This is a genomic window from Tateyamaria sp. (assembly GCF_039945315.1).
Lineage (GTDB): Bacteria > Pseudomonadota > Alphaproteobacteria > Rhodobacterales > Rhodobacteraceae > Tateyamaria.
In genome coordinates this window covers 1-23,320 of sequence record NZ_JBDUXB010000049.1, presented here as the reverse complement: position 1 = coordinate 23,320, position 23,320 = coordinate 1, and the positions used below count along the sequence as shown (strand labels likewise).

The 23,320-nt window shown below is 57.6% G+C and carries 27 protein-coding genes; 18 read left to right on the top strand and 9 right to left on the bottom strand.

What is annotated here, in order from left to right; all coding sequences use genetic code 11:
- The first annotated feature begins 200 nt into the window (after nucleotides 1–200).
- From ihfB to ABJD00_RS15045, 8 genes are all read left to right on the top strand, one after another.
- Nucleotides 201–485, top strand: coding sequence for an integration host factor subunit beta (gene ihfB, locus ABJD00_RS15080; RefSeq protein ID WP_413832237.1), 285 nt, complete (start codon nucleotides 201–203; stop codon nucleotides 483–485).
- Complete coding sequence (locus tag ABJD00_RS15075; RefSeq protein WP_413832235.1) at nucleotides 485–835, top strand: lipopolysaccharide assembly protein LapA domain-containing protein; 351 nt, start codon at nucleotides 485–487, stop codon at nucleotides 833–835. The genes ihfB and ABJD00_RS15075 overlap by 1 nt, the downstream gene beginning before the upstream one ends.
- 10 nt (nucleotides 836–845) lie before the next feature.
- Complete coding sequence (locus ABJD00_RS15070; RefSeq protein ID WP_413832233.1) at nucleotides 846–1,490, top strand: phosphoribosylanthranilate isomerase; 645 nt, start codon at nucleotides 846–848, stop codon at nucleotides 1,488–1,490.
- Nucleotides 1,490–1,936, top strand: a complete 447-nt coding sequence (locus ABJD00_RS15065) for a GNAT family N-acetyltransferase (RefSeq protein WP_413832231.1) — start codon at nucleotides 1,490–1,492, stop codon at nucleotides 1,934–1,936. Before ABJD00_RS15070 ends, ABJD00_RS15065 begins: the two co-directional genes overlap by 1 nt.
- Nucleotides 1,937–1,951: 15 nt before the next feature.
- Nucleotides 1,952–3,199 (top strand): tryptophan synthase subunit beta, encoded by a 1,248-nt coding sequence (trpB, locus tag ABJD00_RS15060; protein WP_413832229.1) that lies wholly within the window; start codon nucleotides 1,952–1,954, stop codon nucleotides 3,197–3,199.
- A gap of 180 nt (nucleotides 3,200–3,379) precedes the next feature.
- Nucleotides 3,380–3,808 carry a PepSY domain-containing protein gene (locus ABJD00_RS15055; protein ID WP_413832227.1) on the top strand — a complete coding sequence of 143 codons (429 nt, stop codon included), beginning with the start codon at nucleotides 3,380–3,382 and terminating at the stop codon, nucleotides 3,806–3,808.
- A 78-nt stretch (nucleotides 3,809–3,886) separates the two neighbouring features.
- Complete coding sequence (locus ABJD00_RS15050) at nucleotides 3,887–4,354, top strand: hypothetical protein (protein WP_413832225.1); 468 nt, start codon at nucleotides 3,887–3,889, stop codon at nucleotides 4,352–4,354.
- A gap of 27 nt (nucleotides 4,355–4,381) precedes the next feature.
- Nucleotides 4,382–4,867 (top strand): helix-turn-helix transcriptional regulator, encoded by a 486-nt coding sequence (locus ABJD00_RS15045; RefSeq protein ID WP_413832223.1) that lies wholly within the window; start codon nucleotides 4,382–4,384, stop codon nucleotides 4,865–4,867.
- On the opposite strand, the gene ABJD00_RS15040 is transcribed toward ABJD00_RS15045, so the two are convergent.
- From ABJD00_RS15040 to pth, 4 genes are read right to left on the bottom strand one after another with little or no spacing between them, the layout of a single operon-like run.
- Nucleotides 4,864–5,232 (bottom strand): DUF2237 family protein, encoded by a 369-nt coding sequence (locus ABJD00_RS15040; RefSeq protein WP_413832437.1) that lies wholly within the window; start codon nucleotides 5,230–5,232, stop codon nucleotides 4,864–4,866. The two genes, ABJD00_RS15045 and ABJD00_RS15040, sit on opposite strands and share 4 nt — an antisense overlap.
- Before the next feature lie 5 nt (nucleotides 5,233–5,237).
- Complete coding sequence (locus ABJD00_RS15035; protein WP_413832221.1) at nucleotides 5,238–6,401, bottom strand: serine hydrolase domain-containing protein; 1,164 nt, start codon at nucleotides 6,399–6,401, stop codon at nucleotides 5,238–5,240.
- A 56-nt stretch (nucleotides 6,402–6,457) separates the two neighbouring features.
- Complete coding sequence (locus ABJD00_RS15030; RefSeq protein ID WP_413832219.1) at nucleotides 6,458–7,492, bottom strand: DUF2332 domain-containing protein; 1,035 nt, start codon at nucleotides 7,490–7,492, stop codon at nucleotides 6,458–6,460.
- Nucleotides 7,489–8,172 (bottom strand): aminoacyl-tRNA hydrolase, encoded by a 684-nt coding sequence (gene pth / locus ABJD00_RS15025; RefSeq protein WP_413832217.1) that lies wholly within the window; start codon nucleotides 8,170–8,172, stop codon nucleotides 7,489–7,491. Before pth ends, ABJD00_RS15030 begins: the two co-directional genes overlap by 4 nt.
- A 542-nt stretch (nucleotides 8,173–8,714) precedes the next feature.
- Between pth and ABJD00_RS15020 the strand changes: the two genes are divergently transcribed.
- Nucleotides 8,715–9,200: a MaoC family dehydratase gene (locus ABJD00_RS15020; protein ID WP_413832215.1), complete on the top strand. Its 486-nt coding sequence runs from the start codon at nucleotides 8,715–8,717 to the stop codon at nucleotides 9,198–9,200.
- A gap of 133 nt (nucleotides 9,201–9,333) precedes the next feature.
- Here the strand turns inward: ABJD00_RS15020 and ABJD00_RS15015 are convergent, their stop codons facing one another.
- Together ABJD00_RS15015 and ABJD00_RS15010 are read right to left on the bottom strand one after the other, a co-directional pair.
- Nucleotides 9,334–10,197 (bottom strand): haloalkane dehalogenase, encoded by an 864-nt coding sequence (locus tag ABJD00_RS15015; RefSeq protein WP_413832213.1) that lies wholly within the window; start codon nucleotides 10,195–10,197, stop codon nucleotides 9,334–9,336.
- A 137-nt stretch (nucleotides 10,198–10,334) separates the two neighbouring features.
- Nucleotides 10,335–10,991 carry a 50S ribosomal protein L25/general stress protein Ctc gene (locus ABJD00_RS15010; protein WP_413832211.1) on the bottom strand — a complete coding sequence of 219 codons (657 nt, stop codon included), beginning with the start codon at nucleotides 10,989–10,991 and terminating at the stop codon, nucleotides 10,335–10,337.
- A gap of 147 nt (nucleotides 10,992–11,138) precedes the next feature.
- Here ABJD00_RS15010 and ABJD00_RS15005 point away from each other — a divergent pair, with 147 nt between their 5' ends.
- The gene (locus ABJD00_RS15005; RefSeq protein WP_413832209.1) at nucleotides 11,139–12,305 is read left to right on the top strand and encodes an MFS transporter; all 1,167 of its coding nucleotides are present in this window, start codon (nucleotides 11,139–11,141) and stop codon (nucleotides 12,303–12,305) included.
- Between the two features lie 55 nt (nucleotides 12,306–12,360).
- On the opposite strand, the gene ABJD00_RS15000 is transcribed toward ABJD00_RS15005, so the two are convergent.
- On the bottom strand, nucleotides 12,361–13,527 hold the full coding sequence (locus tag ABJD00_RS15000; protein WP_413832207.1) for an L-lactate dehydrogenase: 1,167 nt from the start codon (nucleotides 13,525–13,527) through the stop codon (nucleotides 12,361–12,363).
- A 160-nt stretch (nucleotides 13,528–13,687) separates the two neighbouring features.
- On the opposite strand from ABJD00_RS15000, the gene ABJD00_RS14995 reads away from it, so the two are divergent.
- The 5 genes from ABJD00_RS14995 (at nucleotide 13,688) to ABJD00_RS14975 (ending at nucleotide 18,130) form a co-directional block, all read left to right on the top strand.
- Nucleotides 13,688–14,833, top strand: a complete 1,146-nt coding sequence (locus ABJD00_RS14995) for an Acg family FMN-binding oxidoreductase (RefSeq protein WP_413832205.1) — start codon at nucleotides 13,688–13,690, stop codon at nucleotides 14,831–14,833.
- Complete coding sequence (locus tag ABJD00_RS14990) at nucleotides 14,826–15,275, top strand: MarR family winged helix-turn-helix transcriptional regulator (RefSeq protein WP_413832203.1); 450 nt, start codon at nucleotides 14,826–14,828, stop codon at nucleotides 15,273–15,275. Before ABJD00_RS14995 ends, ABJD00_RS14990 begins: the two co-directional genes overlap by 8 nt.
- A 51-nt stretch (nucleotides 15,276–15,326) precedes the next feature.
- Nucleotides 15,327–16,025 carry a tRNA (guanosine(46)-N7)-methyltransferase TrmB gene (gene trmB, locus ABJD00_RS14985; protein WP_413832201.1) on the top strand — a complete coding sequence of 233 codons (699 nt, stop codon included), beginning with the start codon at nucleotides 15,327–15,329 and terminating at the stop codon, nucleotides 16,023–16,025.
- Nucleotides 16,026–16,163: 138 nt separating this feature from the next.
- Complete coding sequence (gene aroA / locus ABJD00_RS14980; protein WP_413832199.1) at nucleotides 16,164–17,510, top strand: 3-phosphoshikimate 1-carboxyvinyltransferase; 1,347 nt, start codon at nucleotides 16,164–16,166, stop codon at nucleotides 17,508–17,510.
- The gene (locus ABJD00_RS14975) at nucleotides 17,510–18,130 is read left to right on the top strand and encodes a (d)CMP kinase (RefSeq protein WP_413832197.1); all 621 of its coding nucleotides are present in this window, start codon (nucleotides 17,510–17,512) and stop codon (nucleotides 18,128–18,130) included. The genes aroA and ABJD00_RS14975 overlap by 1 nt, the downstream gene beginning before the upstream one ends.
- Here ABJD00_RS14975 and trpA read toward each other — a convergent pair.
- The gene (trpA, locus tag ABJD00_RS14970) at nucleotides 18,127–18,918 is read right to left on the bottom strand and encodes a tryptophan synthase subunit alpha (RefSeq protein ID WP_413832195.1); all 792 of its coding nucleotides are present in this window, start codon (nucleotides 18,916–18,918) and stop codon (nucleotides 18,127–18,129) included. The two genes, ABJD00_RS14975 and trpA, sit on opposite strands and share 4 nt — an antisense overlap.
- A gap of 141 nt (nucleotides 18,919–19,059) precedes the next feature.
- On the opposite strand from trpA, the gene ABJD00_RS14965 reads away from it, so the two are divergent.
- From ABJD00_RS14965 to ABJD00_RS14955, 3 genes are all read left to right on the top strand, one after another.
- Nucleotides 19,060–19,263, top strand: a complete 204-nt coding sequence (locus tag ABJD00_RS14965) for a hypothetical protein (RefSeq protein ID WP_413832193.1) — start codon at nucleotides 19,060–19,062, stop codon at nucleotides 19,261–19,263.
- 47 nt (nucleotides 19,264–19,310) lie between these two features.
- Complete coding sequence (ychF, locus tag ABJD00_RS14960) at nucleotides 19,311–20,408, top strand: redox-regulated ATPase YchF (RefSeq protein ID WP_413832191.1); 1,098 nt, start codon at nucleotides 19,311–19,313, stop codon at nucleotides 20,406–20,408.
- A gap of 87 nt (nucleotides 20,409–20,495) precedes the next feature.
- On the top strand, nucleotides 20,496–21,089 hold the full coding sequence (locus tag ABJD00_RS14955) for a cyclic nucleotide-binding domain-containing protein (protein ID WP_413832189.1): 594 nt from the start codon (nucleotides 20,496–20,498) through the stop codon (nucleotides 21,087–21,089).
- A 145-nt stretch (nucleotides 21,090–21,234) separates the two neighbouring features.
- Here the strand turns inward: ABJD00_RS14955 and ABJD00_RS14950 are convergent, their stop codons facing one another.
- Complete coding sequence (locus ABJD00_RS14950) at nucleotides 21,235–22,461, bottom strand: tyrosine-type recombinase/integrase (RefSeq protein WP_413832187.1); 1,227 nt, start codon at nucleotides 22,459–22,461, stop codon at nucleotides 21,235–21,237.
- Between the last annotated feature and the right edge of the window lie 859 nt (nucleotides 22,462–23,320).

The following is a 23,320-nucleotide window of genomic DNA, read 5'->3' as shown; positions in this document are numbered from 1 at the left end:
ACAGGAAGAAACAAACGAGGCTGGGGCAATCCGAACGCTACGGGCGGGTGATTTCATGGGCAGCGTAGCAGAATGACGGCATTTCGCAGCCTAAAAATCCGCCTAAACCAACGCCTTGCTATTCACGGGCCGCAAAATTGTTCCTATAGTCGCTCGAGAAATCTGTAACAAAACGTCGCATCGTTTTGAGGGGGAATGCCATGATCCGGTCCGAGCTGATCCAAAAAATCGCAGACGAAAACCCGCACCTCTATCAGCGTGATGTCGAACGCATTGTGAATACCATCTTTGACGAAGTGACAGACGCCATGGCGCGGGGCGACAGGGTCGAACTACGCGGCTTTGGCGCGTTCTCCGTCAAAAAGCGTGATGCGCGCGTAGGGCGCAACCCGCGCACCGGCGCGACCGTTGATGTCGAAGAAAAGCACGTTCCGTTTTTCAAGACGGGCAAACTGCTGCGTGATCGACTTAACGGGAAGGCCTGATGCACTACGTTCGTTATGCGTGCATCGCGGTTTTTGGCATTGCACTGATTGCCGTGGCTTTGGCTAATCGCAATATGGTCACCCTCCACATGTTGCCGGATGAAATTGCGGGCCTTTTTGCTGTTACGCCTACCGTTCAACTTCCTTTGTTCATTGTAATTTTTGGCGGCGTTCTGATTGGATTGCTGGTCGGCTTTGTCTGGGAATGGATGCGCGAGTATACCGTGCGCGCGGAAAACGCGCGCAATGCGCGTGAAGTGCGGCGGCTTGAGCGCGAGGTGAAGCGCCTCAAGAACGAAAAGCACGAGGGCAAAGACGAAGTGCTGGCCCTGCTCGACGAGGCAAGCTAAACCGCGTCGTATGTCCGACCTGTCTGTGAAAATTTGCGGCCTCAGCCAGGCCGAGCACGTGGCCGCTGCTGTCGAGGCGGGCGCGAAATACATCGGTTTCGTGTTTTTCCCCAAGTCCCCCCGCAATGTGAGCCTTGAGCAAGCGCGCACCCTAGCGCTTGAGGTGCCACCGGGTGTGGCCAAGGTTGCGTTGGTGGTGAACGCTGATAATGCCTTTCTGGATAACCTGACGGCGACTGTCCCACTGGACATGTTGCAATTGCACGGCTCTGAAAGCCCTGAGCGCGTGGCCGATATCAAGGCGCGTTACGGCCTGCCGGTGATGAAAGCCGTGGGCGTGGGTGACGCAAGCGATATTGCGGCGCTCGATTCTTACGGTGCTGTTGCGGATCAACTGCTTGTCGACACCAAAGCACCGAAAGGTGCGGATTTGCCGGGTGGGAATGGTGCCACCTTTGACTGGACGCTTATTGCTGGGCGTCGTTGGCCTGTGCCTTGGATGCTCGCTGGCGGGTTGACGCAAGACAACGTGGCCGAAGCGGTGCGGGTGACCGGTGCGCGGCAAGTCGACCTGAGCTCTGCGGTGGAAACAGCGCCCGGACACAAGGACAGCGGGTTGATCCAAAGTTTTCTGGCCGCCGCTCGGGACATCTGATGGTGTCATTTCGCGATGCCACGGCTACTGACTTGCCTGACATACTGGCGTTGATGACAGACGACGTGTTGGGGGCAGAGCGTGAGGGGCTTGATCTTGCACATTACATGTCGGCCTTTGAACGGATGCGTCGCGAACCAAACAATCACCTGATCGTGGGTGCGCATGACGGGCGTATCATCGCGACCTATCAGCTGACATTTATCTCTGGCCTGTCCCTACAAGCCGCGGGGCGTGCACAGATTGAAACTGTGCGAGTCGCCAGCGACTTGCGTGGCCAAAAGATCGGCGAAGCGATGATCGCGGATGCCGAGGCGCGTGCCCGTGCAGCAGGTTGCGTGCTGATGCAACTGACCATGAACAAAAGTCGCACCGATACAGCCCGTTTCTACCAGCGCCTCGGCTTTACCCCTTCGCATATCGGGTATAAACGCGATCTTATCTGAACGCGCGAGGGCCACATGGCAAACGACCTTTTCAACTCTTTCATGACAGGCCCTGATGAACGGGGCCGTTTCGGCGACTTTGGGGGGCGTTTCGTGTCCGAAACGCTGATGCCGCTGATCCTGAGCCTTGAAGAAGAGTATGAAAAGGCCAAAACAGACGACTCGTTCTGGGCCGAGATGGATTTCCTTTGGAAGCACTATGTGGGTCGCCCCAGCCCCCTCTATCACGCAGAGCGGCTGACGGAGCATCTGGGTGGTGCCAAAATCTACATGAAGCGGGATGAGCTGAACCATACTGGCGCGCACAAGATCAACAACGTGTTGGGCCAGATCATTCTGGCGCGCCGCATGGGCAAAACACGTATCATCGCGGAAACCGGTGCTGGTCAGCACGGGGTCGCGACGGCGACGGTCTGTGCAAAGTTTGGTCTGAAATGCGTGGTGTACATGGGCGCGCATGATGTCGAACGTCAGGCCCCCAACGTGTTCCGGATGAAGCTTCTGGGCGCGGAAGTGATCCCCGTGACCTCTGGGCGTGGCACCCTGAAAGACGCGATGAACGACGCCTTGCGCGACTGGGTCACAAACGTACGCGACACGTTCTATTGCATCGGCACAGTTGCCGGTCCTCACCCGTACCCAGCCATGGTGCGTGATTTCCAGAGCATCATTGGCAAAGAAGTCCGCGACCAGATGACGGAGGCTGAGGGACGCTTTCCCGATACCGTCATCGCCGCCATCGGCGGCGGATCCAACGCGATGGGCCTGTTTTACCCTTTTCTCGATGACAAAGAGGTTGCGATTATCGGCGTTGAGGCCGGTGGCAAGGGCGTGAACGCCAAGATGGAGCATTGCGCTTCGCTCACAGGCGGGCGTCCCGGAGTTCTGCATGGCAACCGCACTTACTTGCTGCAAGATGATGATGGGCAGATCCTCGAAGGGTTTTCCATCTCGGCGGGGCTAGATTATCCGGGCATTGGCCCTGAACATGCCTGGCTGCATGACATCGGGCGGGCGCAATACGTCTCGATCACCGATAAAGAGGCGCTGGAGGCGTTCCAGCTATGCTGCACGCTCGAGGGGATCATCCCTGCGCTCGAACCCAGCCACGCGCTCGCCCATGTCATGAAAATCGCCCCAGAATTGCCGTGCGATCACATCATCTGCATGAACATGTGCGGGCGGGGCGACAAGGACATCTTTACTGTGGCCCGCGCGCTTGGCTTTGACATGACAGGTCCCGAAGGGCGCAACGTCGAATAGACAGTGTGACCCCTCCCGTGTGTCAGAGCGGGCGACTAAACTCAGGTTTATGGCCATTTCACTGGGGTTTACCCACAGTGATTTAAACCCGTGGGCGATTCCCGAGCCGCCCTTCAAGGGCCTTTCTTGACCCAGTGGACGCCATGTCGATGCGTCCTTGGCATCAAGAAAGGATACGATATGAAAACTGCACTTTTGCTTGGCACGACACTGGGCGTGCTGGTAACTGCTCCTGCCTACGCTCAGAGCTTTAACGACCGCGTTGTCGAAACCTTGAGGCAGCAAGGTTTTGAAACCGTCGAGATCAAGAATGGTCTGACACAGACCAAATTAGAATCTGTTCGAGACATCACAAAGCTCGAAGTCGTTTATGACCGTGAAACTGGTGAGATCCTCAAACAGGGAACGGAACGTTTCGTGGGCACATTTGTGGAAGGTCAGCCCATCGAAATCGGCACGCGCGACAGTGATTTTCTGGACGACGATGACGATGAAGACGACGATGATGGTGATGATGACGACGAAGATTACGATGACGATGACGACGATGATCACGACAGCGACGATCGTGAGGATGATGACGGCGACGATGATGATGACGACGACTGATCAGACCGCTTGGTCTGTCGTTGAGGGAAACACGAAAGACGCGCCGGTCATCCGGCGCGTCACAGCGTGGCGTGCGGCATGATGCGCGGTTGGCTTTCCGTGTGTGCTGTGTGCCTCGCCTTGTCAGGCCCGGTATCGGGTGGCCCTGCCGAAGACAACGTAATCCGCCAACTCAGTGAGCAGGGGTTCAATCAGATCGAAGTGTCTCGGACGTGGCTGGGACGCTCTCGCATCGTGTCGCGCCGAGGGGACATGGTACGAGAAATCATCATCAATCCACTGACCGGAGAAATCCTGCGCGACTATTGGCGCACGCGGAGCAGGGGCGAGGGCCAGACTCTGTTTAACCCGCCCTCGGGCGAGGCCGGGGGCGGTGAAGCGGGCAAAAATGACGACGACGATGACTACGATGACGACTACCGCGAAGATTACGATGACGATGATGACGATGATCGCGACGATGACGACCGTGACGGCGATGATGGCGACGGTGACAGCGATAGCGACGGCGGGGATAGCGACGGAGATGATGGCGATGACGACTGATCATCGCAAGCGCAGGGCAGTCGAGTAGTGGGCCGCGGAATTCTGATAGCCGTATTTGTCGTACAGGTGCTTTGCGCCATTTTTTTCATTTCGCAGATTATGGTGACTGTCCTCGGCATCCCTGTTACGCCATTTGACTGGAAAATCATGGAGTTGATCGAGATTGGCGCTGCGGTTGGTTTGCTGTTGGGCGCGGTCGTCGGAGCGATCATGCTTCGTTGGACATGGAAGCGCACGACACAGGTAGAGCGACAGCTGCGCGCTGCTTCAGGCGCATTTATGGATCTGCTTGAAGATCGTTTTGATGAATGGAAGTTGACGCCCGCAGAACGCGACGTGGCCCTGTTCGCCATCAAGGGGCTCAGCACGCAGGATATTGCCGCCTTTCGCGACACCTCAGAAGGTACCGTCAAGGCGCAAACCAACGCCATTTACCGCAAGGCAGGGGTGTCCGGGCGTCCGCAACTGCTCAGCCTGTTTATCGATGACCTGATGGACGGACCGCTGGGCTAGGCTGCGTTTTCCCGCAACACTTCCAGAGACACAATGTCCAGAGCGCGCTGATGCGTCGCCTCAAGACTGACCTTGGGTGCGCACCCCTCATCGTGGGCTTGCAGGAAACGAGCAGCGCACAAGCACCAGTTGTCGCCGGGGTTCAGGCCTGCAAAGTTGTATTCTGGACGTGGCGTGCTGAGGTCATTGCCGACATATTTCGAAAAGGCGAGGAACTCGGCCGTCATTACCGCGCAAACCGTATGGCTGCCCTGATCGGCCGCGCACGTGTTGCAATGCCCGTCACGAAAAAAGCCAGTGACCGGGTCCATCCCGCAGACCGTCAGATCGGTGCCCAAAACGTTGATGCTGTCCTCTGGCTCCATTGTGTTCATTCTTTCGTTGCTGCGACAATCTCGCGAAACATGTCGATGTTGAGTTGAGGTCTGCCGTCCTCACGGAAGCGTCGGTCAGCCGCTGTACACACGATAACCACGCCCGCTGGTTGGTCAATGTAGAGGTACTGACCGTAAATTCCACGTCCCGTAAACTGCCCGGGCTTGGCGCCTTTGGGGATCCACCACTGGTAACCATAATCCATCTCATCTGGCGGGGTAGGCACGCGCAGCCCAGTCGAGGCCGCGACCCATTCCGAAGGCACGATCTGCTGACCTTGCCAGTTACCGTTTTGTAGAATCATCTGTCCGAACCGCGCATAATCGCGTGTCGCGAAGTTGAGCCCGCCCAGCACGAATTCGACACCGACGCCGTCCGTCAGATAGATCGGTGTCTGCTCCAAACCGAGCGGCGCGATCACCTTTTCGCTCATCAGATCAACGATATCGCGCCCAGTCGCACCGCGCAGGACCATGCCAAGAACATGCGTGTCGATGGAGGTGTACTGCCAAGTCTCTCCGGGCGCGGCAAAGGTGTCGTGAAGCCCCTTGGCAAACCCGTCCATGGTGCCGCCCAAGGCAAGGATACGCCCCATCTTGTTGATATCGCTGCGATACGCCAGATAATCTTCGTCAAAGGTGATGCCGCTCGACATTTGCAGCACGTCGAGGATGGTGGCAGTTTCATAGGCCCCTCCGGCGAGACTGGGGGCGTATTTTGTGACCGGTTCTTCAAGGGACGGGATCGCCCCCTCGTGCACCAGAATGCCGAACAACGCTGACAGATAGCTTTTGGCGATGGACCAGCTGATCCGCAAATCATCCGCAGACGTCCCTTGGTAATAGGCCTCATGCACCATCTGACCATTCTTGAGCACCAGTAAGGAAGTGACCGTGTGCTCTTTGACCCATTGGGCATAACTGGCCGGCATGGTCATCGGGGCGCCTTGGGGCAGGGGGCTGACAGGCCCATCGCCTTTGGGGATTTCTGTGTGGAGAAAACCCACCGCCATGTTGGAGAAATTCGATACGATCCGGTGTTCTTTGAACAGCGAGTGGACCACGAGCAGGCGTTTGATCTCTTCCCGCTTCCAGATTCCGATCAATAGCCCAGTGGTTATCAACACCACAGCGGTCAAGACGATCCCATATAAAAACATGTGCTGAGGTTTATCCTTGGTTTGAAGTGTTACTTCGACGGATCGCCTTTTGACCGTTAACCGGTCCAGTTGATCCATCGTCCGTGGAAATCTGCGCGCCCGAGATGCAGTGTAACATCTCCCGGCCACAGACGGAGCGTCAGAGCAGCGCCCACTGCACCTGTCGTGTCGCCATCTGTCTCCATTTGCATCCACGCCAGCGGGGTCTCGGGGGTCGCCCGTGCGCCTGCCGCTTCGATCAGGGCCGTGCCCTTGCGTTGGGCTGGTCCCGGGAAATACTGCCATGCGACCGTGTGTTGAATGATATGCATGTGCCCATTAGGAACCGTTGCAAGACGTGCCTCCAACCACTTGATTGCATCACCTTTTTCGACCTGGGCCTCCATTGCACCTGCAGCCGCTTGGGTCAGGGCCAGCCGGTGCGGCTGATCCGCCCACAGATATGCGGTGAGGCGTAAAAGATCGTCAGAATCCTTTGCATTCAACGGGTTCAGGTCCACTCCTAACCGGCTCACAACCCGTGGAACAACGGCAGGAGGCGTGCTTCCGTTCCACTCTGGGGTCAGTGTCAGAACAGCATCCTTGGGGCCTAGCGTTGTGGCGTTGGTCTGCACTGCGAACTTGTCCCACATCAGGTTCAATCCGCCACTGGCTCCGAGTTCGGACAGAACGATTGGACGATCAAAGTGTGACAGCGCCACATGCGCCATAGCAATCAGGGCTGCGCTGCGTCGCACTTCGTTGGTTTGGGGTGGGCTTTGTGTCCAGTCGATCAGGAAGTCTTCGTGTGATTTCAGAGCGTTTAGTACTGCGCCTTCAAGTGCTGCATCAGAGACCGTGTTTGGCGGATAGGCTGCGGGCAGTGCACCGTCCCGTTGTTGCAGGACAAGGGCGTGCAAACCACCACAGATACGCAAAGGCAGTGAGTGACCTGCAGGGCCGATATCCCCCTCATAGGTTGACATTTTTCGACCCAGTGCGGTGGTTGCATCCCAGTGTTCGGCAAGGATGCTTAACACCCGCCCCATCAATGGAGAGCCCATCCGGGTGCATGTTTCGGATTGGTCCCGAAAGGCTTGGATCAGGCTCATGAAAAGCGGTCCAGCAGCTTTTGCAACGTGCTGCGCGAGTCTGGTTCCGCAGATGGTTCTTCCGCTGAAGTTATTGGTTTTGCTTTGCTTTTCTCAGCGCTGCTCGACCGAGGGGGAGAGAGGCGCATACCAACGGCGTTCATGAATCTTGATCCATCTCCCTTTGCCAGATGCGGCGCACCGTCTGAACAGCCTCGCAATACGTCATCCAGCCACTCGGCGTCTGCCTTGGGAAAGTCGCGCAGAACATAGCCCGGTACCGCATCCTTGTGGCCCGGGTGACCGACGCCGAGGCGCACACGGGCGTAGTCGGGACCGATATGGGCGTGGATCGAGCGCAGGCCGTTGTGCCCGGCGTGTCCGCCGCCGACTTTCCATTTGACTTTGCCGGGGGCGAGGTCGATTTCGTCATGCAAAACAATGACATCCTCGGGTTCCAGTTTGTAAAACCGCATCGCGGCTCCGACGGAATCCCCGGACTTGTTCATGTAGGTTTCAGGCTTGAGCAGCACGGCGCGGTCGGACCCGAACCGCCCTTCGGACACCACGCCCTGATGTTTGGACTTCCATGCAGGAAACCCATGATCTGCTGCGATCATGTCCAGCGCCATAAAGCCGATGTTGTGGCGATTGCGGGCGTATTTGGCGCCCGGATTGCCAAGGCCGACGATCAGTTTCATTGAGGCCTCCTGCCCACATGCCGCCCTGCAGCATACGGCCCGGCGGCGGGGGCGACAAGCGCGTGTGCGCAACACCAAGGCACGAGTTTGGAGGATCGAGGTGTTAAACCCCTGAAAACAAGGGCTTGGGTAAAGCACAGCCTGTACACAGACTGTGCACCGAACGTACACGGCAGTGTGCACTTTTGCCGGAACAGGGCGGGTTAACGCGGCGTGCGGCGGTGTTCGTTAACAAAGGATGAAGGGAAGATGTCCTATGCGCGGGTCACGTTTGAACGAAGCGCTGAAGAGCACAGGCTCGAGGGGCGTCATTCCCGCAGGTCCATCGACAGCACGTCACTGCGGGTTGGAGCTACAAAACCTGTCGAAAACAGCTGTTCGGAAAGATGTGTTTGGCCGCCATAAAGCACTTCAGCGGCCAAGTGGGATCGCCGCCCCATAGGCTGCCGATAGACCGGCTCCTATTGCTCTATGTCCGTTATGCGGACGAAGCCAGACACTGGCGCGGTTGGCGCAATGCACACAATACATAAGGGACATCATTGACCGGCAACTCTACGTTTGCCTATCCTCTTGGTATGACTAGCGGCAAATACTTCGACGATCTGTCGGTTGGAGATACATTCGAGAGCGGCGGGATCACACTCACCGAAGGCGCGATTATTGACTTTGCACTCACGCACGATCCGCAGCCCTTTCACGTGAACAAGGTTGCGGCGACAGAGTCGATTTTCGGTGGCCTCATTGCCAGTGGCTTTCAAACGATTGCGCTCACGTTTCGGCTGTTTCGTGACACTGGTGTGCTGACCGGAACCAACTTAGGCGGGCATGGCATGGACGAAGTGCGGTGGCTCGCTCCTGTGTTCCCCGGCGACACGCTTCATGCGCGTGTCACTGTCGAGGCCCTCACACCATCGCGTTCAAAACCCGATCGGGGAACTGTGCGGTTTCGCTACCGGACATATAATCAGAACAATATTGAGGTGCTTAGCCTTACAATGGACCATGTGATGGCGCGTCGAAAGTAAAACGGTCCGCTCTGATGGACCGGATGAACGGCGATTTTGAGCTCAATCCAGCCATTCGCAGCGCATGATCCGAGTGACTGTCTTGCGCTGTTGGCCTCAGGCCGCTGGTCTGCCTGAAATCGTAGATAAAGATCTAAAGCCGTTCTGCTGCGATCCAGTCGGCAATGGCCTTTCCGATCTCGGGGCCTGAGTCTTCCTGAATGAAGTGGATGCCTTTGACCGTCACCTCTGTCTGATTGGGCCATGTACGGCAAAATTCGCGGACCCCTCCGATGAGGATGGCTCCGGGCTCTGCGTTGATAAACAGTTTGGGCAGGTCGTTGCTGGCCATCCAGTCGCCATAGGCTTGCACACGCGCGACCACATCTGCCGGGTCCCCCGCGATTGGAATCTGTCGCGGCCAAGTGAGTGTTGGCCAACGATCATTGCGCGCCTCGAATGGGGCCCGGTATGTGTCCATCTCGTCATCCGTCAACTCGCGGAGGACCGAGCCAGGCAGAATGCGTTCGATAAAGACGTTTTTGTCGAGGATCATCTCGGGGCCGGCATCTGAACGCAGGCCTTGAAAGATCGGAGTGCCACCGGGCGAAAACTCATGCCAGTCTGCGATGGGCCGCACGATCCCTTCCATGTAGGCAATGCCGCGCACAGCGTCCCGGTTATGGCTGGCCCAGTCGAAGCCGAGTGCAGACCCCCAATCGTGGATGACCAGCAGCACGTCGCTGTCCAGCCCCATCGCCTTCATGAACCCGGCGAGGTAGCGACTGTGAGTGGCGAACGTGTAAGTGTCGATGTCGGGATCGGGCAGTTTCGCGCTGTCGCCCATGCCAATCAGGTCGGGCGCAATGCACCGGCCCAGAGAGGTCAGTTCGGGGATGACGTCGCGCCAGAGATAGGATGAAGTCGGGTTGCCATGCAGCAAGACGATAGGCTTACCGCTGCCTTCCTCAACATAGGCCATGTCGTGGCCGTGAACGGTGATCGTTTTCTTGGTCATCGTGCGGTCCCCCTTCGCTGGGCTAGGGAAACAAGTTTGTTCGAATATGGCAATGCCGGAATGCTTAAGGTGTTTTAATCGAAAAAAGGCCGCTCATTTCTGAGCGGCCTTGTCTTTCGTCAGCAGGTGAAGCGCGCTTATGCGTCTTCGGTCTGCTCGGACGCTGGCACGTCGCCTGCTTCCACTTCGCCTTCTTCTGCGGCTTCATCATCCGCCGAACGCAGACCCGATGGGGCCGAGATGTTGGCAATGACAAAGTCACGGTCGATTGTGGGCTTGGCGCCTTCGGGCAGTTTGACCGAAGAGATCGTGATGCTGTCGCCAATTTCGACTTCGGAGACGTCAATCGTGATCGACTCGGGGATGTCGCCCGCTGTCACAACCAGTTCCACCTCGGGACGTACCAGTGTCAGCACACCGCCTTTTTTCAGGCCCGGCGAAACATCTTCGCCGTCGACATCAACACCAATGAACAGGTTGATTTTTGTGGTCCGCTTGAGGCGCATGAAGTCCACGTGTGTGGGCAGGTCCTTGACGACATCGCGCTGCACGTCGCGGCAGATCACGCGGACGTCGTCGTGGCCGTCAACTTTCATGTTGAACAGGGTCGATTTGAACCGGCCTGCGCGCAACATTTTCAGCAGTTTGTTAAAGGGCAGATTGATGGGCAGCGGATCAACGTCGCCACCAAATACAATCCCTGGAACCATGCCGTCGCGGCGTGCCTGACGAGCGGCGCCCTTGCCTGTCCCCGTCCGTTCCAGAGCTTCGAGATCAGGAATCTCTCCAGCCATGATAATTCTCCAAATGTTAGGGCGGGATGCCTCCAAGGCTGTCACCCCGCGTGAAGTGCGCCGCTTACACCGGTTTGAGCCGCTTGAAAAGTGCGAAATGCGCGTCGATTTGCGCTGGACGGGGGAGGGGCCACGTGGCACCGCTGCGTGATGCGTTTATGTGATGATCTTTATGCCTCACGTCGGGCTTTGGCCGCTTTTGCGGTGATTGGCATTGGCTGGGCCAGTTTCTCGGCCCAGATGCCTGTGATCAAGGCCCAGGTAGGAGTTGGCGACGGGTTCTGGGGCACGCTGATCCTCATCGGATCGACCGGTGCGTTGATGGCGATGTGGCTGGCTCCGCTTGTGTACCGTTGGATCGGATCATGGTCTATGATTGCCGGTATTGCTTTTATGATCTTGGGTTTTGTTCTGAGTGGTTTGGCGCAGGGGCCTGTTTTCGTGGGCTTTGCCTTGTTTCTTGCCGCTGGTGGATCCGGGGTGGCCGACGTTCTGGCGAATGCCGAGGTCAGCGAGGCCGAATCCGAGACCGGGCGCAGTCTGATGAACCTGAATCATGGGCTGTTTTCTCTGACCTATGCTGTGGCCGCGATATGCGTGGGCGCGGCGCGCGAGGCAGGCTTTGGCCCATTTGCCATCTTTGTGGGCATGGGCGTCGTGGTGGCTGCGCTGATGATCTGGATGAAACTGCCCGAACGCGAGCTGCCTGACGAAGATGCGGTTTCGGCCACGGGCATGCCGTATGCATTGGTCTGGGTCGGCGGCCTTGTGGTTCTGGCCGCCTTTCTGGGCGAGGCCGCGTCCGAGGGCTGGTCGGCATTGCATGTGGAACGCACCCTAGGTGGAGGGCCGGCGCAGGGTGCGCTTGGGCCTGCGCTTTTGGCTGCTGGGATGGCCGTTGGAAGGCTTGGGGCGCATCTGTTTGGCACGGGCTGGCCCCCGATGCGTGTGATGATCCTCGCCTCATGTATGGCCGGGATCGGCCTGGGGCTTGCCGGTGCCGCTCCAACTTTGCCGGTGGCCTATGCCGGGTTTTTGCTGGGTGGGCTTGGCGTGTCTGTCGTCGGACCGCTGGCCCTTGGGCTGGTGGGACAGGCAGTGTCCCCGCGTCATCGTTTGGCGGCGATTTCTCAGGCGGCGGGGCTTGGGTATGCCGCCTTTTTCCTTGGCCCTGTTGTTATGGGATATGTGGCCGAAGGCTATGGCCTGCGCGCCTCGTTCTACGCGATCGGGGCGACCATGTTGGTCGTCGCGGCAGTGTTGCTGCCGCTTTGGGCACGAATGCTGGCGGGGCGGACGGTCGAAGAACGTTAACCGTGCCATCGACTGCCCGGGGGGCAGCCGCTGGTGTGGTCTTTTCGGCTTTAAATTACTGGCGCCAGCGTCCGTCGAAATCCTCGGGTACCAGCAGGTTGTGCCGTCCCAGATCTTCGACCTGTGTTTCACCGCAGAGCGCCATAGTGGTGTCGAGTTCCTTGTGGATCACGTTGAGTGCTGAAGTGACACCCTCCTGTCCCATGGCCCCAAGACCGTAGATGAATGCGCGCCCGATATATGTGCCTTTGGCGCCCATCGAGATGGCCTTGAGCACGTCCTGACCCGAGCGGATACCACTGTCGAGATGCACTTCGATCTTGTCGCCGACGGCGTCCATGATGGACGGAAGAACCCGGATCGAGGACAACGCCCCATCCAGTTGCCGCCCGCCGTGGTTCGACACAATAATCGCGTCCGCCCCGACCTGCAGCGCCATTTTCGCGTCATCCGCATCGAGGATGCCTTTGAGGATCAAAGGCCCGCCCCACATCTTTTTGATTTCTTTGACGTCTTCCCAGTTCAGTTTGGGATCAAAACTCTCGGACGCCCAGATGGCCAGCGATGACATATCGCTGATCCCGTCGATATGGCCAACGATATTACCGAATTGATGGCGCTTGGTTTTGGCCATGCCCGCAATCCAGCGCCATTTTGTCGCCAGATCGACGATGTTGCCCATGGTCGGGCGGATAGGGATAGACAGCCCGTTTTTGAGGTCTTTGTGGCGTTGTCCAAGGATTTGCAGATCCAGCGTTACGACAAGGGCCGAGCACTTTGCATCTTTGGCCCGTTGGATCACCCGCTTGGTGTAGTCCTTGTCCTTCATTGCATAGAGCTGAAACCAGAAGGGTTTTGTGGTGTTTTCTGCCACATCTTCGATGGAACAGACGGACATTGTCGACAGGGTAAAGGGCACCCCAAAGGCCTCGGCAGCCTTGGCCGCGAGAATTTCGCCGTCTGCATGTTGCATGCCGGTTGAGCCCACGGGGGCAAGAGCCACGGGCATGGAAACATCCTGCTCAATCATCTTGGTAGCCGTGCTGCGGCCCGTCATATCCACAGCGACCCGCTGGCGCAGGCGGACCTGATCAAAATCGCTGCTGTTTTCGCGGAAGGTTTGTTCGGTCCAGCTGCCGGATTCGCAGTAGTCGTAGAACATTTTGGGCACGCGCCGTTTATAGATTCGCTTCAAGTCTTCTATGTTGGTGATTTTGGCCACGCTCAAACCTCGCATATTGGTCAGGTTTCATTACCAATTTGGTGTGTTGGGTTCAATCGTCTTTTGATAACTGCTCAAAAAGTACAAAGCTGCACTTGTTTGGTGCGATATCGCATTATATTTGATGTATAGTTCGAAATCGTACAAAGTGGGGAGACCCATGACCATATCCCGACGCAAAACACTTGCCCTTTTGGGCGGAGGAACAATTCTGGCCGCAACCGGCGTTGCCGCATATAGCGTGACGCGCATGCCCTCATCCGCCTACGAGCCGTGGGCGGCAGCGGGTGGCTATTCCGATCCGCGCATGCACGCCCTGAGTTACGCGATCCTCGCCCCCAACCCGCATAACCGTCAGCCGTGGCAGGTAGATTTGCGCACGGAAGGGGAGGTGACACTGCGCGTTGATACGGATCGTCTGTTGCCGCACACCGATCCGTTCAGTCGTCAGATTTGCATTGGGCTGGGCTGTTTTATTGAGATGATGGTGCTGGCCGCAGCTGAGCGGGGGTACGGTGTTGATCTTGACCTGTTTCCTGACGGCTCTGACCCAAGTGCACTGGATGCACGCCGCGTGGCGGTCGCCCGGTTTGTCGAGGGTGGTGCCAACCCCGAACAGGATTTGTTTGCCCATGTGATGGCGCGCCGTTCGCTCAAAGAACCGTTTGATGTGACTCGGACGGTGGATCAGTCTACGCTGGAGGAGGTTTTGGCAAGTGCTGGCGGAACACAGGTGATGGGATCGGTTGATCCGGAGTCCATCGGGCAGATGCGCGAGATCACCCATGAGGCGTTGCGCATCGAGATAGAAACACCGCGCACCTACAAGGAAAGCGTCGATCTGTTTCGTATCGGCAGTCGAGAAGTTGCGTCCAACCCTGACGGCATTGATTTTACGGGACCGATGTTCGAAGCCATGGCGATCACGCGCACTTTCACCCGTGAGATTGCGTTGGATCGCGAGTCGATGGCTTATGATCAAGGCCTTGCGGCCGTGATGGCAAATGTTGACACGGCGATGGGCCATCTGTGGCAAGTAACCCCCGGCAATACGCGGGCTGATCAGATCGTGGCGGGCCGCGACTGGCTGCGTCTGAACCTTGCTGCCACTGGCTTGGGTCTGGGTATGCAGCCCTTGAGTCAGGGTTTGCAGGAATATCCTGAGATGGCAGACATCTATTCCGATCTGCACGCGCGACTGGCGCCGGACGGTGGAACCGTGCAAATGTTGGCGCGCATCGGTTATGGCCCGGACGTGGGTCAAAGTCCGCGCTGGCCCATTGAAAGCAAGATTGTGAATGCCTGAACATAACCCTGCCGTTTTCTTTGAAGTGTTCAACGAGATTGGCATTATCGAACAACTGAGCCGCGCCATTCTTGAGGCGCGGTTGCCCGATGGCCTGATTGCGCCCCATTTCACAGTTCTGAACCATCTGTGCCGGGTCGAGGATGGTCGTACGCCCGTTGATATGGCGCGCGCCTTTCAGGTGCCAAAAACCTCAATGACCCACACGCTAAAGGGTCTTGAGGCGCATGGGTTGGTCGAGTTGCGGCCCAATCCCGAAGATGGCCGGTCAAAACGGGTGTGGCTGACCCAAGCAGGGCGCGATTTGCGCAGCCAGACCATCAGTGCCCTTGGGACAGAATTTGCCCGCCTTGCTGCGGACTTTGATACCGACCGGTTGCTTGCTATCCGCCCGGTTCTGACGGACTTGCGCATTATGATGGATGCCGCGCGCGATCCTTGAGGTTTCAAGGCCCCATTGCCCTGCCGCGCGCCCCGCGCTAAACGCCGCGCCATGACTGAACGCCCCCATCGCAACTTTTATGGCCGGATCAAGGGCAAGACCCTGAAAGACAGCCAAAAGACCTATCTTGCCGAAGACCTTGCAGCGCTGTCTCCGGGGAATGTGTCGTGGGACGACAATCCCGACCGTATTCCGTTGGACCTTGAGGCTCTGTTTGGAGATCGCCCCGTCTGGCTGGAGGTGGGCTTTGGTGGCGGTGAGCATCTGGTGCATCAGGCCGCGCAGAACCCGGGCGTCGGCATCATTGGGGCAGAGCCTTACATCAATGGCGTCGCAATGCTGCTGGGCAAGATCCGCCGCGCGGGCGTTGATAATCTTTCGGTGCATCCCGGGGATGCGCGCGATTTGATGGATGTCTTGCCCCCAACAAGCATCGCGCGCGCCTTTCTGCTGTATCCCGACCCCTGGCCCAAAGCACGCCACCACCGCCGCCGCTTTGTTACGCCAGAGCATCTGGAGCCTTTGGCCCGTGTTATGAAGCCCGGCGCCGTGTTGCGGGTCGCGACGGACATTCCCGACTATGTGCGCCAGACCCTCGAAGAAGTGCCCAAGACTGGGTTTGAGTGGCTGGCAGAGCGCCCGGGCGACTGGCGCGAATCTTGGGATGATTGGATCAGCACCCGCTACGAGCAGAAGGCGCTGCGTGAGGGTCGGGTGCCACATTATTTGACCTTCCGCCGGCTGGGATAGCTCCGCGCCCCGGGGGCCAGCCCCCGGACCCCTGTGGTATTTTTCGTCAGAAGAAACCCATGCAAGGGCTGCGCTGGTCTGGACGGGCCACGCGCAGGCGGGTAGGTGTGCCGAAAATCTGCAAGTGCGAGCGCAAACATGTCCAGCCATGGTGACCCTATCCCAATGACCTCTGCCGCCAGTGGCCCCTTGTCGGGCCGCGCAGATGTTCCCGGGGACAAATCGATTTCACACCGGTCCCTTATCCTTGGGGCCATGGCCGTGGGTGAAACCACGATCACCGGTTTGCTGGAAGGGCAGGATGTGTTGGACACCGCCCGAGCGATGCGTGCCTTTGGGGCTGAGGTCACCGATCTAGGCGGTGGCAAGTGGTCTGTGCATGGAGTGGGTGTTGGCGGGTTTGCTGAGCCGGATCAGGTCATTGATTGCGGTAACTCCGGTACTGGCGTGCGTCTGATCATGGGGGCGATGGCGACGTCGCCTATATCTGTCACGTTTACTGGCGACGCGAGCCTGAACAAGCGTCCCATGGCCCGTGTTACTGATCCGCTTGCCCTGTTCGGCTGTGAGGCTGTTGGCCGCAGCGGCGGGCGTTTGCCCATGACGCTTGTTGGTGCCGCTGATCCGATTCCCGCGCACTACACTGTTCCTGTGCCATCGGCGCAGGTGAAGTCTGCGGTATTGTTGGCAGGCCTCAATGCGCCCGGTGAGACTGTTGTGATCGAGGCCGAGGCGACGCGCGATCACACCGAGCGGATGCTGGCTGGCTTTGGGGCCGAAATCAGCACCGAAGTGACGGATGAGGGGCGTGTGATCACCCTCAAAGGCCGCCCCGAGTTGCGCCCGCAGCATATTGATGTGCCCCGAGATCCCTCGTCGGCTGCCTTTCCAGTCTGTGCGGCGCTGATTGTGCCGGGGTCGGACGTTGTGGTGCCGACCATTGGATTGAACCCGACCCGCGCCGGCCTGTTCACCACGCTGCGCGAGATGGGTGCTGACCTGACTTATGAGAACGAACGGCTCGAAGGCGGTGAGCCTGTGGCCGATCTGCGCGCCCGCTTTTCGCCTGACCTGCACGGTATCGAAGTGCCGCCAGAGCGCGCGGCCAGCATGATTGATGAATATCCCGTGCTGTCTGTCGTTGCATCCTTTGCCAAAGGTGAGACGCATATGCCGGGAGTCAAGGAACTGCGCGTCAAGGAAAGTGACCGTATCGCAGCGATGGCTGATGGGCTGCGCGCAGCTGGCGTAGGCGTTGAGGATGGGCCGGACTGGTGGACTGTTCTGGGTCTTGGTCACGGTAATGTGCCGGGCGGCGTGACTTGCGCCAGTCACCTTGATCACCGCATCGCGATGTCTTTCCTTGTGATGGGCATGGCCACGCAGAAACCGATGTCGGTGGATGATGGTGGGCCGATTGCGACCTCCTTTCCGATCTTTGAACCGCTGATGGCGGGGCTTGGCGCAAAAGTAAGCCGGACCTGATGAACAGCACGCAACCTTTTACCGTGGCCATCGACGGACCAGCGGCAGCGGGCAAGGGCACCATTGGGCGTGCGATTGCTGCGCGGTTTGGGTTGGCGCATCTGGATACCGGGCTGCTTTACCGTGCGGTTGGGGCTGAGGTGCTTGGAGGCGCAGATCCTGTTGAGGCCGCCCGCAATCTGGAAGCCAAAGCACTGGAGAATCCAGCATTGCGGACGGCCGCTGTGGCGCAAGAAGCCAGCAAGGCGGCTGTCATCCCTGACGTGCGCGCCGCATTGCTCGATTTTCAGCGGGCTTTTGCCAGGCGGGCGGGGGGCGCGGTGCTGGACGGGCGCGACATCTGCACGGTGATCTGCCCGCAGGCGGAGGTGAAGATGTTTGTCACCGCCACACCAGAAGTGCGCGCCCAACGTCGGTATGACGAGTTGATCGCGCGCGGGCAGGACACCACATACGCCGCCGTTTTGGCAGATGTTGTTGAGCGTGACCGTCGCGACAGTGAACGCAGTGCGGCACCGTTGAAACCGGCCAATGGGGCCGATGTGCTGGACACGTCGCGACTTGGGATCGACGCGGCTGTTGCGGCGGCGATTGCGTTGGTGGAAGAGGCGCGCGCCTAGGCGGTGTGCGCGCCATCCGACAGAGTTTTCACAAAAGCCAGCACATCGTCCGGGCTGTCTCCAGCGCCAATCCGGCTGACAATTGCGGACCCGACGACCGCCCCATCCGCCACCGAGGCGATAGCGCGGGATTTTTCGGGTGTATTGATCCCGAAGCCGACAATCACGGGCAGATCCGTCGCACTTTTGATCCGCGCAACTTCGGGGCCCACATCGGTGGCCTCAGCCTCGGCCGCGCCAGTGATCCCTGTGATCGAGACATAGTAGACAAAGCCAGACGTGTTCTGCAGCACGGTCGGCAAACGTTTGTCATCTGTTGTGGGCGTGGCAAGCCGGATAAAGTTGAGGCCAGCGGCCTGCGCTGGGATGCACAGTTCACTGTCTTCTTCCGGGGGCAGGTCCACCACGATCAAACCGTCGATCCCGGCGGCCTTGGCGTCAACGAGGAACTTATCGACGCCCCGTGAATAAATCGGGTTGTAGTAGCCCATCAACACGATCGGTGTTGTGTCGTCTTCCGCGCGAAACGTCCGGGCCAATTCAAGCGTGCGTTCCAGCGTCATACCGGCCTCGAGCGCACGTTGCCCGGCAAGCTGTATTGTTGGCCCATCTGCCATAGGGTCGGTGAACGGCAGGCCCAGTTCGATGATGTCCACACCGGCCGCAGGCAGCCCTTTGACGATCTCGAGGGATCGGTCGTAGTCCGGATCACCTGCCATCACATAAGATACGAAGGCTTTTTTCCCAGCCGCGTTCAACTCGGCAAATTTTGCATCAATGCGGCTCATCACCCAGCTCCCTTTGGTGGTGTTGGTGCACGCAATGCCTAAAAGGTGCGGGGAAATCAATGCGGCAAAAACAATTGCGTTGCGCGGTCAAAGATTGCCTACCCCCTCCCATCGCAATGCGGGTGACCCTATATCGCGTTCATGAACTATATACTCGCTATACTGTTGCCGCCGCTGTCGATCCTGCTGACCGGTCGACCGATCCTTTCAATCGTGGTGTTCCTGATCTGGGTGCCTGCGTTGATTTTTTCGAGTGGGCTTACCCATCCGATGTTTATCCTTCTGGCCTGGTTCCTGATCTTTCATGCACGTGAGGATCGGCGGGACCGCAGGGACTTGTCTTGACCCATCAGACCCCCTAGGACAGCGCGAAATGGACAAGAGGCGCTGACATGGGTTTCAAGATGGGCATCGTGGGTCTTCCCAACGTGGGAAAATCTACACTTTTCAATGCACTGACCAAAACGGCAGCGGCGCAGGCCGCGAACTTTCCGTTTTGCACGATCGAACCCAACGTGGGTGAGGTCGCTGTGCCGGATGACCGGCTGGACAAGCTCGCCGAAATCGCTGCGTCGAAATCAATCATTCCGACCCGTATGACCTTTGTCGATATTGCGGGCCTCGTCAAAGGCGCATCCAAAGGTGAAGGCCTGGGCAACCAGTTTCTGGCCAACATCCGCGAAGTTGATGCCATCGCCCATGTACTGCGCTGTTTTGAAGACGGTGATGTCACCCATGTCGAAGGCCGCGTCGACCCTGTGGCCGATGCCGAGACCATCGAGACGGAACTGATGCTGGCCGACATCGAGAGCATCGAAAAACGCCTGCAAAATATTGTGCGCAAAGTGCGCGGGGGCGACAAGGAAGCTGTGCAACAGGAACGGCTGATGCGGGCCGCTTTGGAATCCCTCGAAGAGGGCAAGCCAGCCCGCTTGGTCGAGGTGGATGAGGACGACCGCAAAGCGTTGACCATGTTGCAGCTACTGACCACCAAGCCCGTGCTTTACGTCTGCAATGTTGGAGAATCTGAGGCCGCAGACGGCAACGCCCATTCCGCGGCTGTGGCCGAGATGGCAGCAGCGCAGGGCAACGCGCATGTGGTGATTTCGGCCCAGATCGAAGAAGAGATCAGCCAGCTGGAACCAGACGAGGCGCAGATGTTCCTCGAAGAGATGGGCCTAAGCGAGGCCGGGCTCGACCGGTTGATCCAAGCAGGATACGCGCTTTTGCATCTTGAGACCTATTTCACCGTCGGCCCCAAAGAGGCCCGCGCGTGGACCATCAAGACGGGGACGTCAGCGCCCAAGGCCGCCGGCGTGATCCACGGAGACTTTGAAAAAGGGTTTATCCGGGCCGAGACGATCTCTTACGATGATTTTGTCACCTTGGGCGGCGAGCAACCGGCCAAGGATGCAGGCAAAATGCGTGCAGAAGGCAAAGGGTATACGGTCAAGGACGGGGACGTGCTCCACTTCCTCTTCAACACCTAAAGCGGTCACAGGTCAGGAATTCACTACTCTAACGAGTGGGCGGCAAGTGCTAAGGTCTGGGTCATAGTTTGATCTGATTGGCACTTCATGTTTGATAACCCCTACATTGCACTGATTTTTTTGGGCCTGTTCTTCCGTTCCGCTGGATTTCTGGTGCGGGACGAGTTGATGTTGCGGGTGTTGATGATCATCGGCACGTTCTGCGACATTGTGTTTTATGCGTTGCAAACTCCGTCGATCTGGGGGTCTGTGATGACCAACACCGTGTTGGTCGTGATCAACGCATCATTGATCATCATCATTGTATTCGAACGCTCAATCCTGTTCATGTCCAAGACCGACCGGAGAGTGTTTGAACAGTTCATGACCTTGTCTCCGGGGCAGTTCCGCTGGGTGAACCGGCGGGCACGCTGGCGGATCGCGGATCGCCGCAGTGTCCTGCTGCACGAAGGCGAGGCAAGTGACGCTTTGTTCTTCATCAATGCACCCACCTATACGGTAGAGAAGCAAGGCGTCAGCTACACGGCCAAAGGCCCTGCATTTGTTGGGGAAATCATGTTGTTACAGGGGGGTGTGGCAAGCGCGACAGTGATTGCCCACAAAGGTGCGATTTATGCCGAGTGGGATGCACATAAACTGCGCTGTGCTATGCGAAAAACCGTTCATTGGGCAACGCCCTGATGGCCCGGTTCGGCCATGATCTGGCGGACAAAGTTCGCTATTCAGTGCCCTTACCTCAGCAAAAACCAAAGCCTGCTGTGGCGCCGTCGCAAGTCGTACGGGAACCCGCAACACTTGTGCAGGTTGGCGCCTGAACCAAATTTTTTTACCGGTACTCAACAGAGCGATCAAGGCGGACAGTTTTGCCCTTGTTTCCCGGGTAGATGCAGGTGTACACCTGTCGGCGGAGACGTGGCCGAGTGGTCGAAGGCGCTCCCCTGCTAAGGGAGGATGGCACGTAGAATTTTCTATATTTTACAATACGTAAGGGGTTCTTTCTCTCGAAGTTGCCAGTTTCTTGCCGAAAATCCCACCCTAACTTAAATAGGCGATCCGCTAAGTCGTCAGGCGCAATCTTCCGATAACGATTAGCCATTTCGCTTTTTGCCCAACCACCGAGATCCATTAAGCCGCCAAAGTCTCTTGTCTGGGCATAGTACCAAGTTGCCCACGTATGTCTGAGCGTGTGTGGCGTCACATCTTTTCCAAGGCCCGCAGAATCTCGGGCTTTGTTGAAAGCAGTTTGCATTTGGCCGCCGCCATTCTTTCGCAACTTGATCGGTTTGCCGTATGGCGTGCGGAACATCCGACCCGATTCAGGTAACTCGCCCATCAGGTGAACAGATCGGCTGGGTAGGCGCACCCATCTCTCACTCGATACAGTTTTACCTGCCCCATCCAATTCGGCAGGAATGAATAACTGAGAGGTTGCAGAGTTCCAGTCATTGGTGTCTGCCGCAAAGCACTCTCCTGTTCGGCACCCTGACCCGAGAAGGAACGCGATCTTCTTGAGTGTAAAAAGCTCTGGCTCTTTGTGACGGGGTAAGGTCAACTTAGCGGCGGCATCCATCAAAACCTCGGCTTCTTCAGGAGTGAGCCAGCGGACCCGTTTTTTGTCCGTGGATGGCCTCTTGCGCTCCCCTTTAGCCCAGCGAATTACCGCATTGATTGGCACACGTACTTGCCGTCTGTGAGTATCCGGGGCCGCGTCAGGGTAAACCTGCATGGCGCATGTTACGATTTCCATTTCCCCAATCTCATCGATTGTGGTGTACTCGCCGAAATGAGTGATCAGCTTCGGCAAGAAACGCGCTTCTCCGCCGGCGTTGAAATAACCCTCCGCAGCTTCCCAGAATGGTACACCCTTAGTTGTGGGGGGTGTTAACTGGAACGCCCATTCCTCTTTGTAGAGTTGTTGGGCTTTTTGGCGTGCTAAGCTTTTGAGGCTTTTATCACGGATGCCAAGGCGTCTGCGAATCCGCCGTCCTTCGATTGAGAACGAGACCGTCCATCCTTGCGCCGTCCACTTTGGTTCCCAGTCGCTATTTGGCATTTCATGGCCTCTCTAAGTTCTTCAATATGTTTCGGATAAAACACCTTTTTGTTGCCGCGTCGTTCGAAGCATTGGTGCTTTGCAAGAATGTCGGTCAGACTCCGTCGTGAGACTCCCAGTGCACGGGCAGCGTCATTCATTCCGGCAGGCTCAATTATCCAATTTGGCCCAGTGGTCATTTCAATACACCCTCTTCGACCCTGAGCCAGAAGTTGAGCAGGTTAAACGAAATTCGTTTTTTCTTCGGCTCGAACTTCCTACCTGCATTGGAATTAAGTTATTGAGCGGGTCGCCAAATCCGATTGATTCAGCTTGATCTTCGGGAATTGTCGCCACGTTTATTTGCCTATTTTTTTGGAGGGAGCTTACTTCCCTCGTTCCGATGGGAACAGAACTACCACGGCGGCTTTTGACGTCCAGAAAAACGGGGGAAAAACTTTCCCGCAAGTGAATTTGACGGATTGGGAAATTGTGGACTGCTGCAAAAGGTGGTCTTCCGTCGCTGAAATGGCCCTCTTATAGGGCTGCGCATAATGCTGCACGAGCATCTCTGATTTTAAAGGACACAATCTTAGATTGGCGCCCTTAAATTTGCATGATGTTTGCGCATAAGTCTGCATTGTGCTGATGAATGCGATCCAGTTTTTTGGAGCTACGCTCTGGATGCGATGAGGCATTATCGCGGAGGTCACATCTGACCAAAAGCGGACACTCGTGTTTGTCGGTCGTCAGAGTTTTTGGAACCAATGGCGACCTAAACTAAGAGAGAGTTTGGCTCATCTTGTTGGTTTGATTATGCGGCGCGTTGTCTGTGTTGCAAGCGGCGCGCTTCGAGCGTCTTTCGTTTGATCCTTTCCCT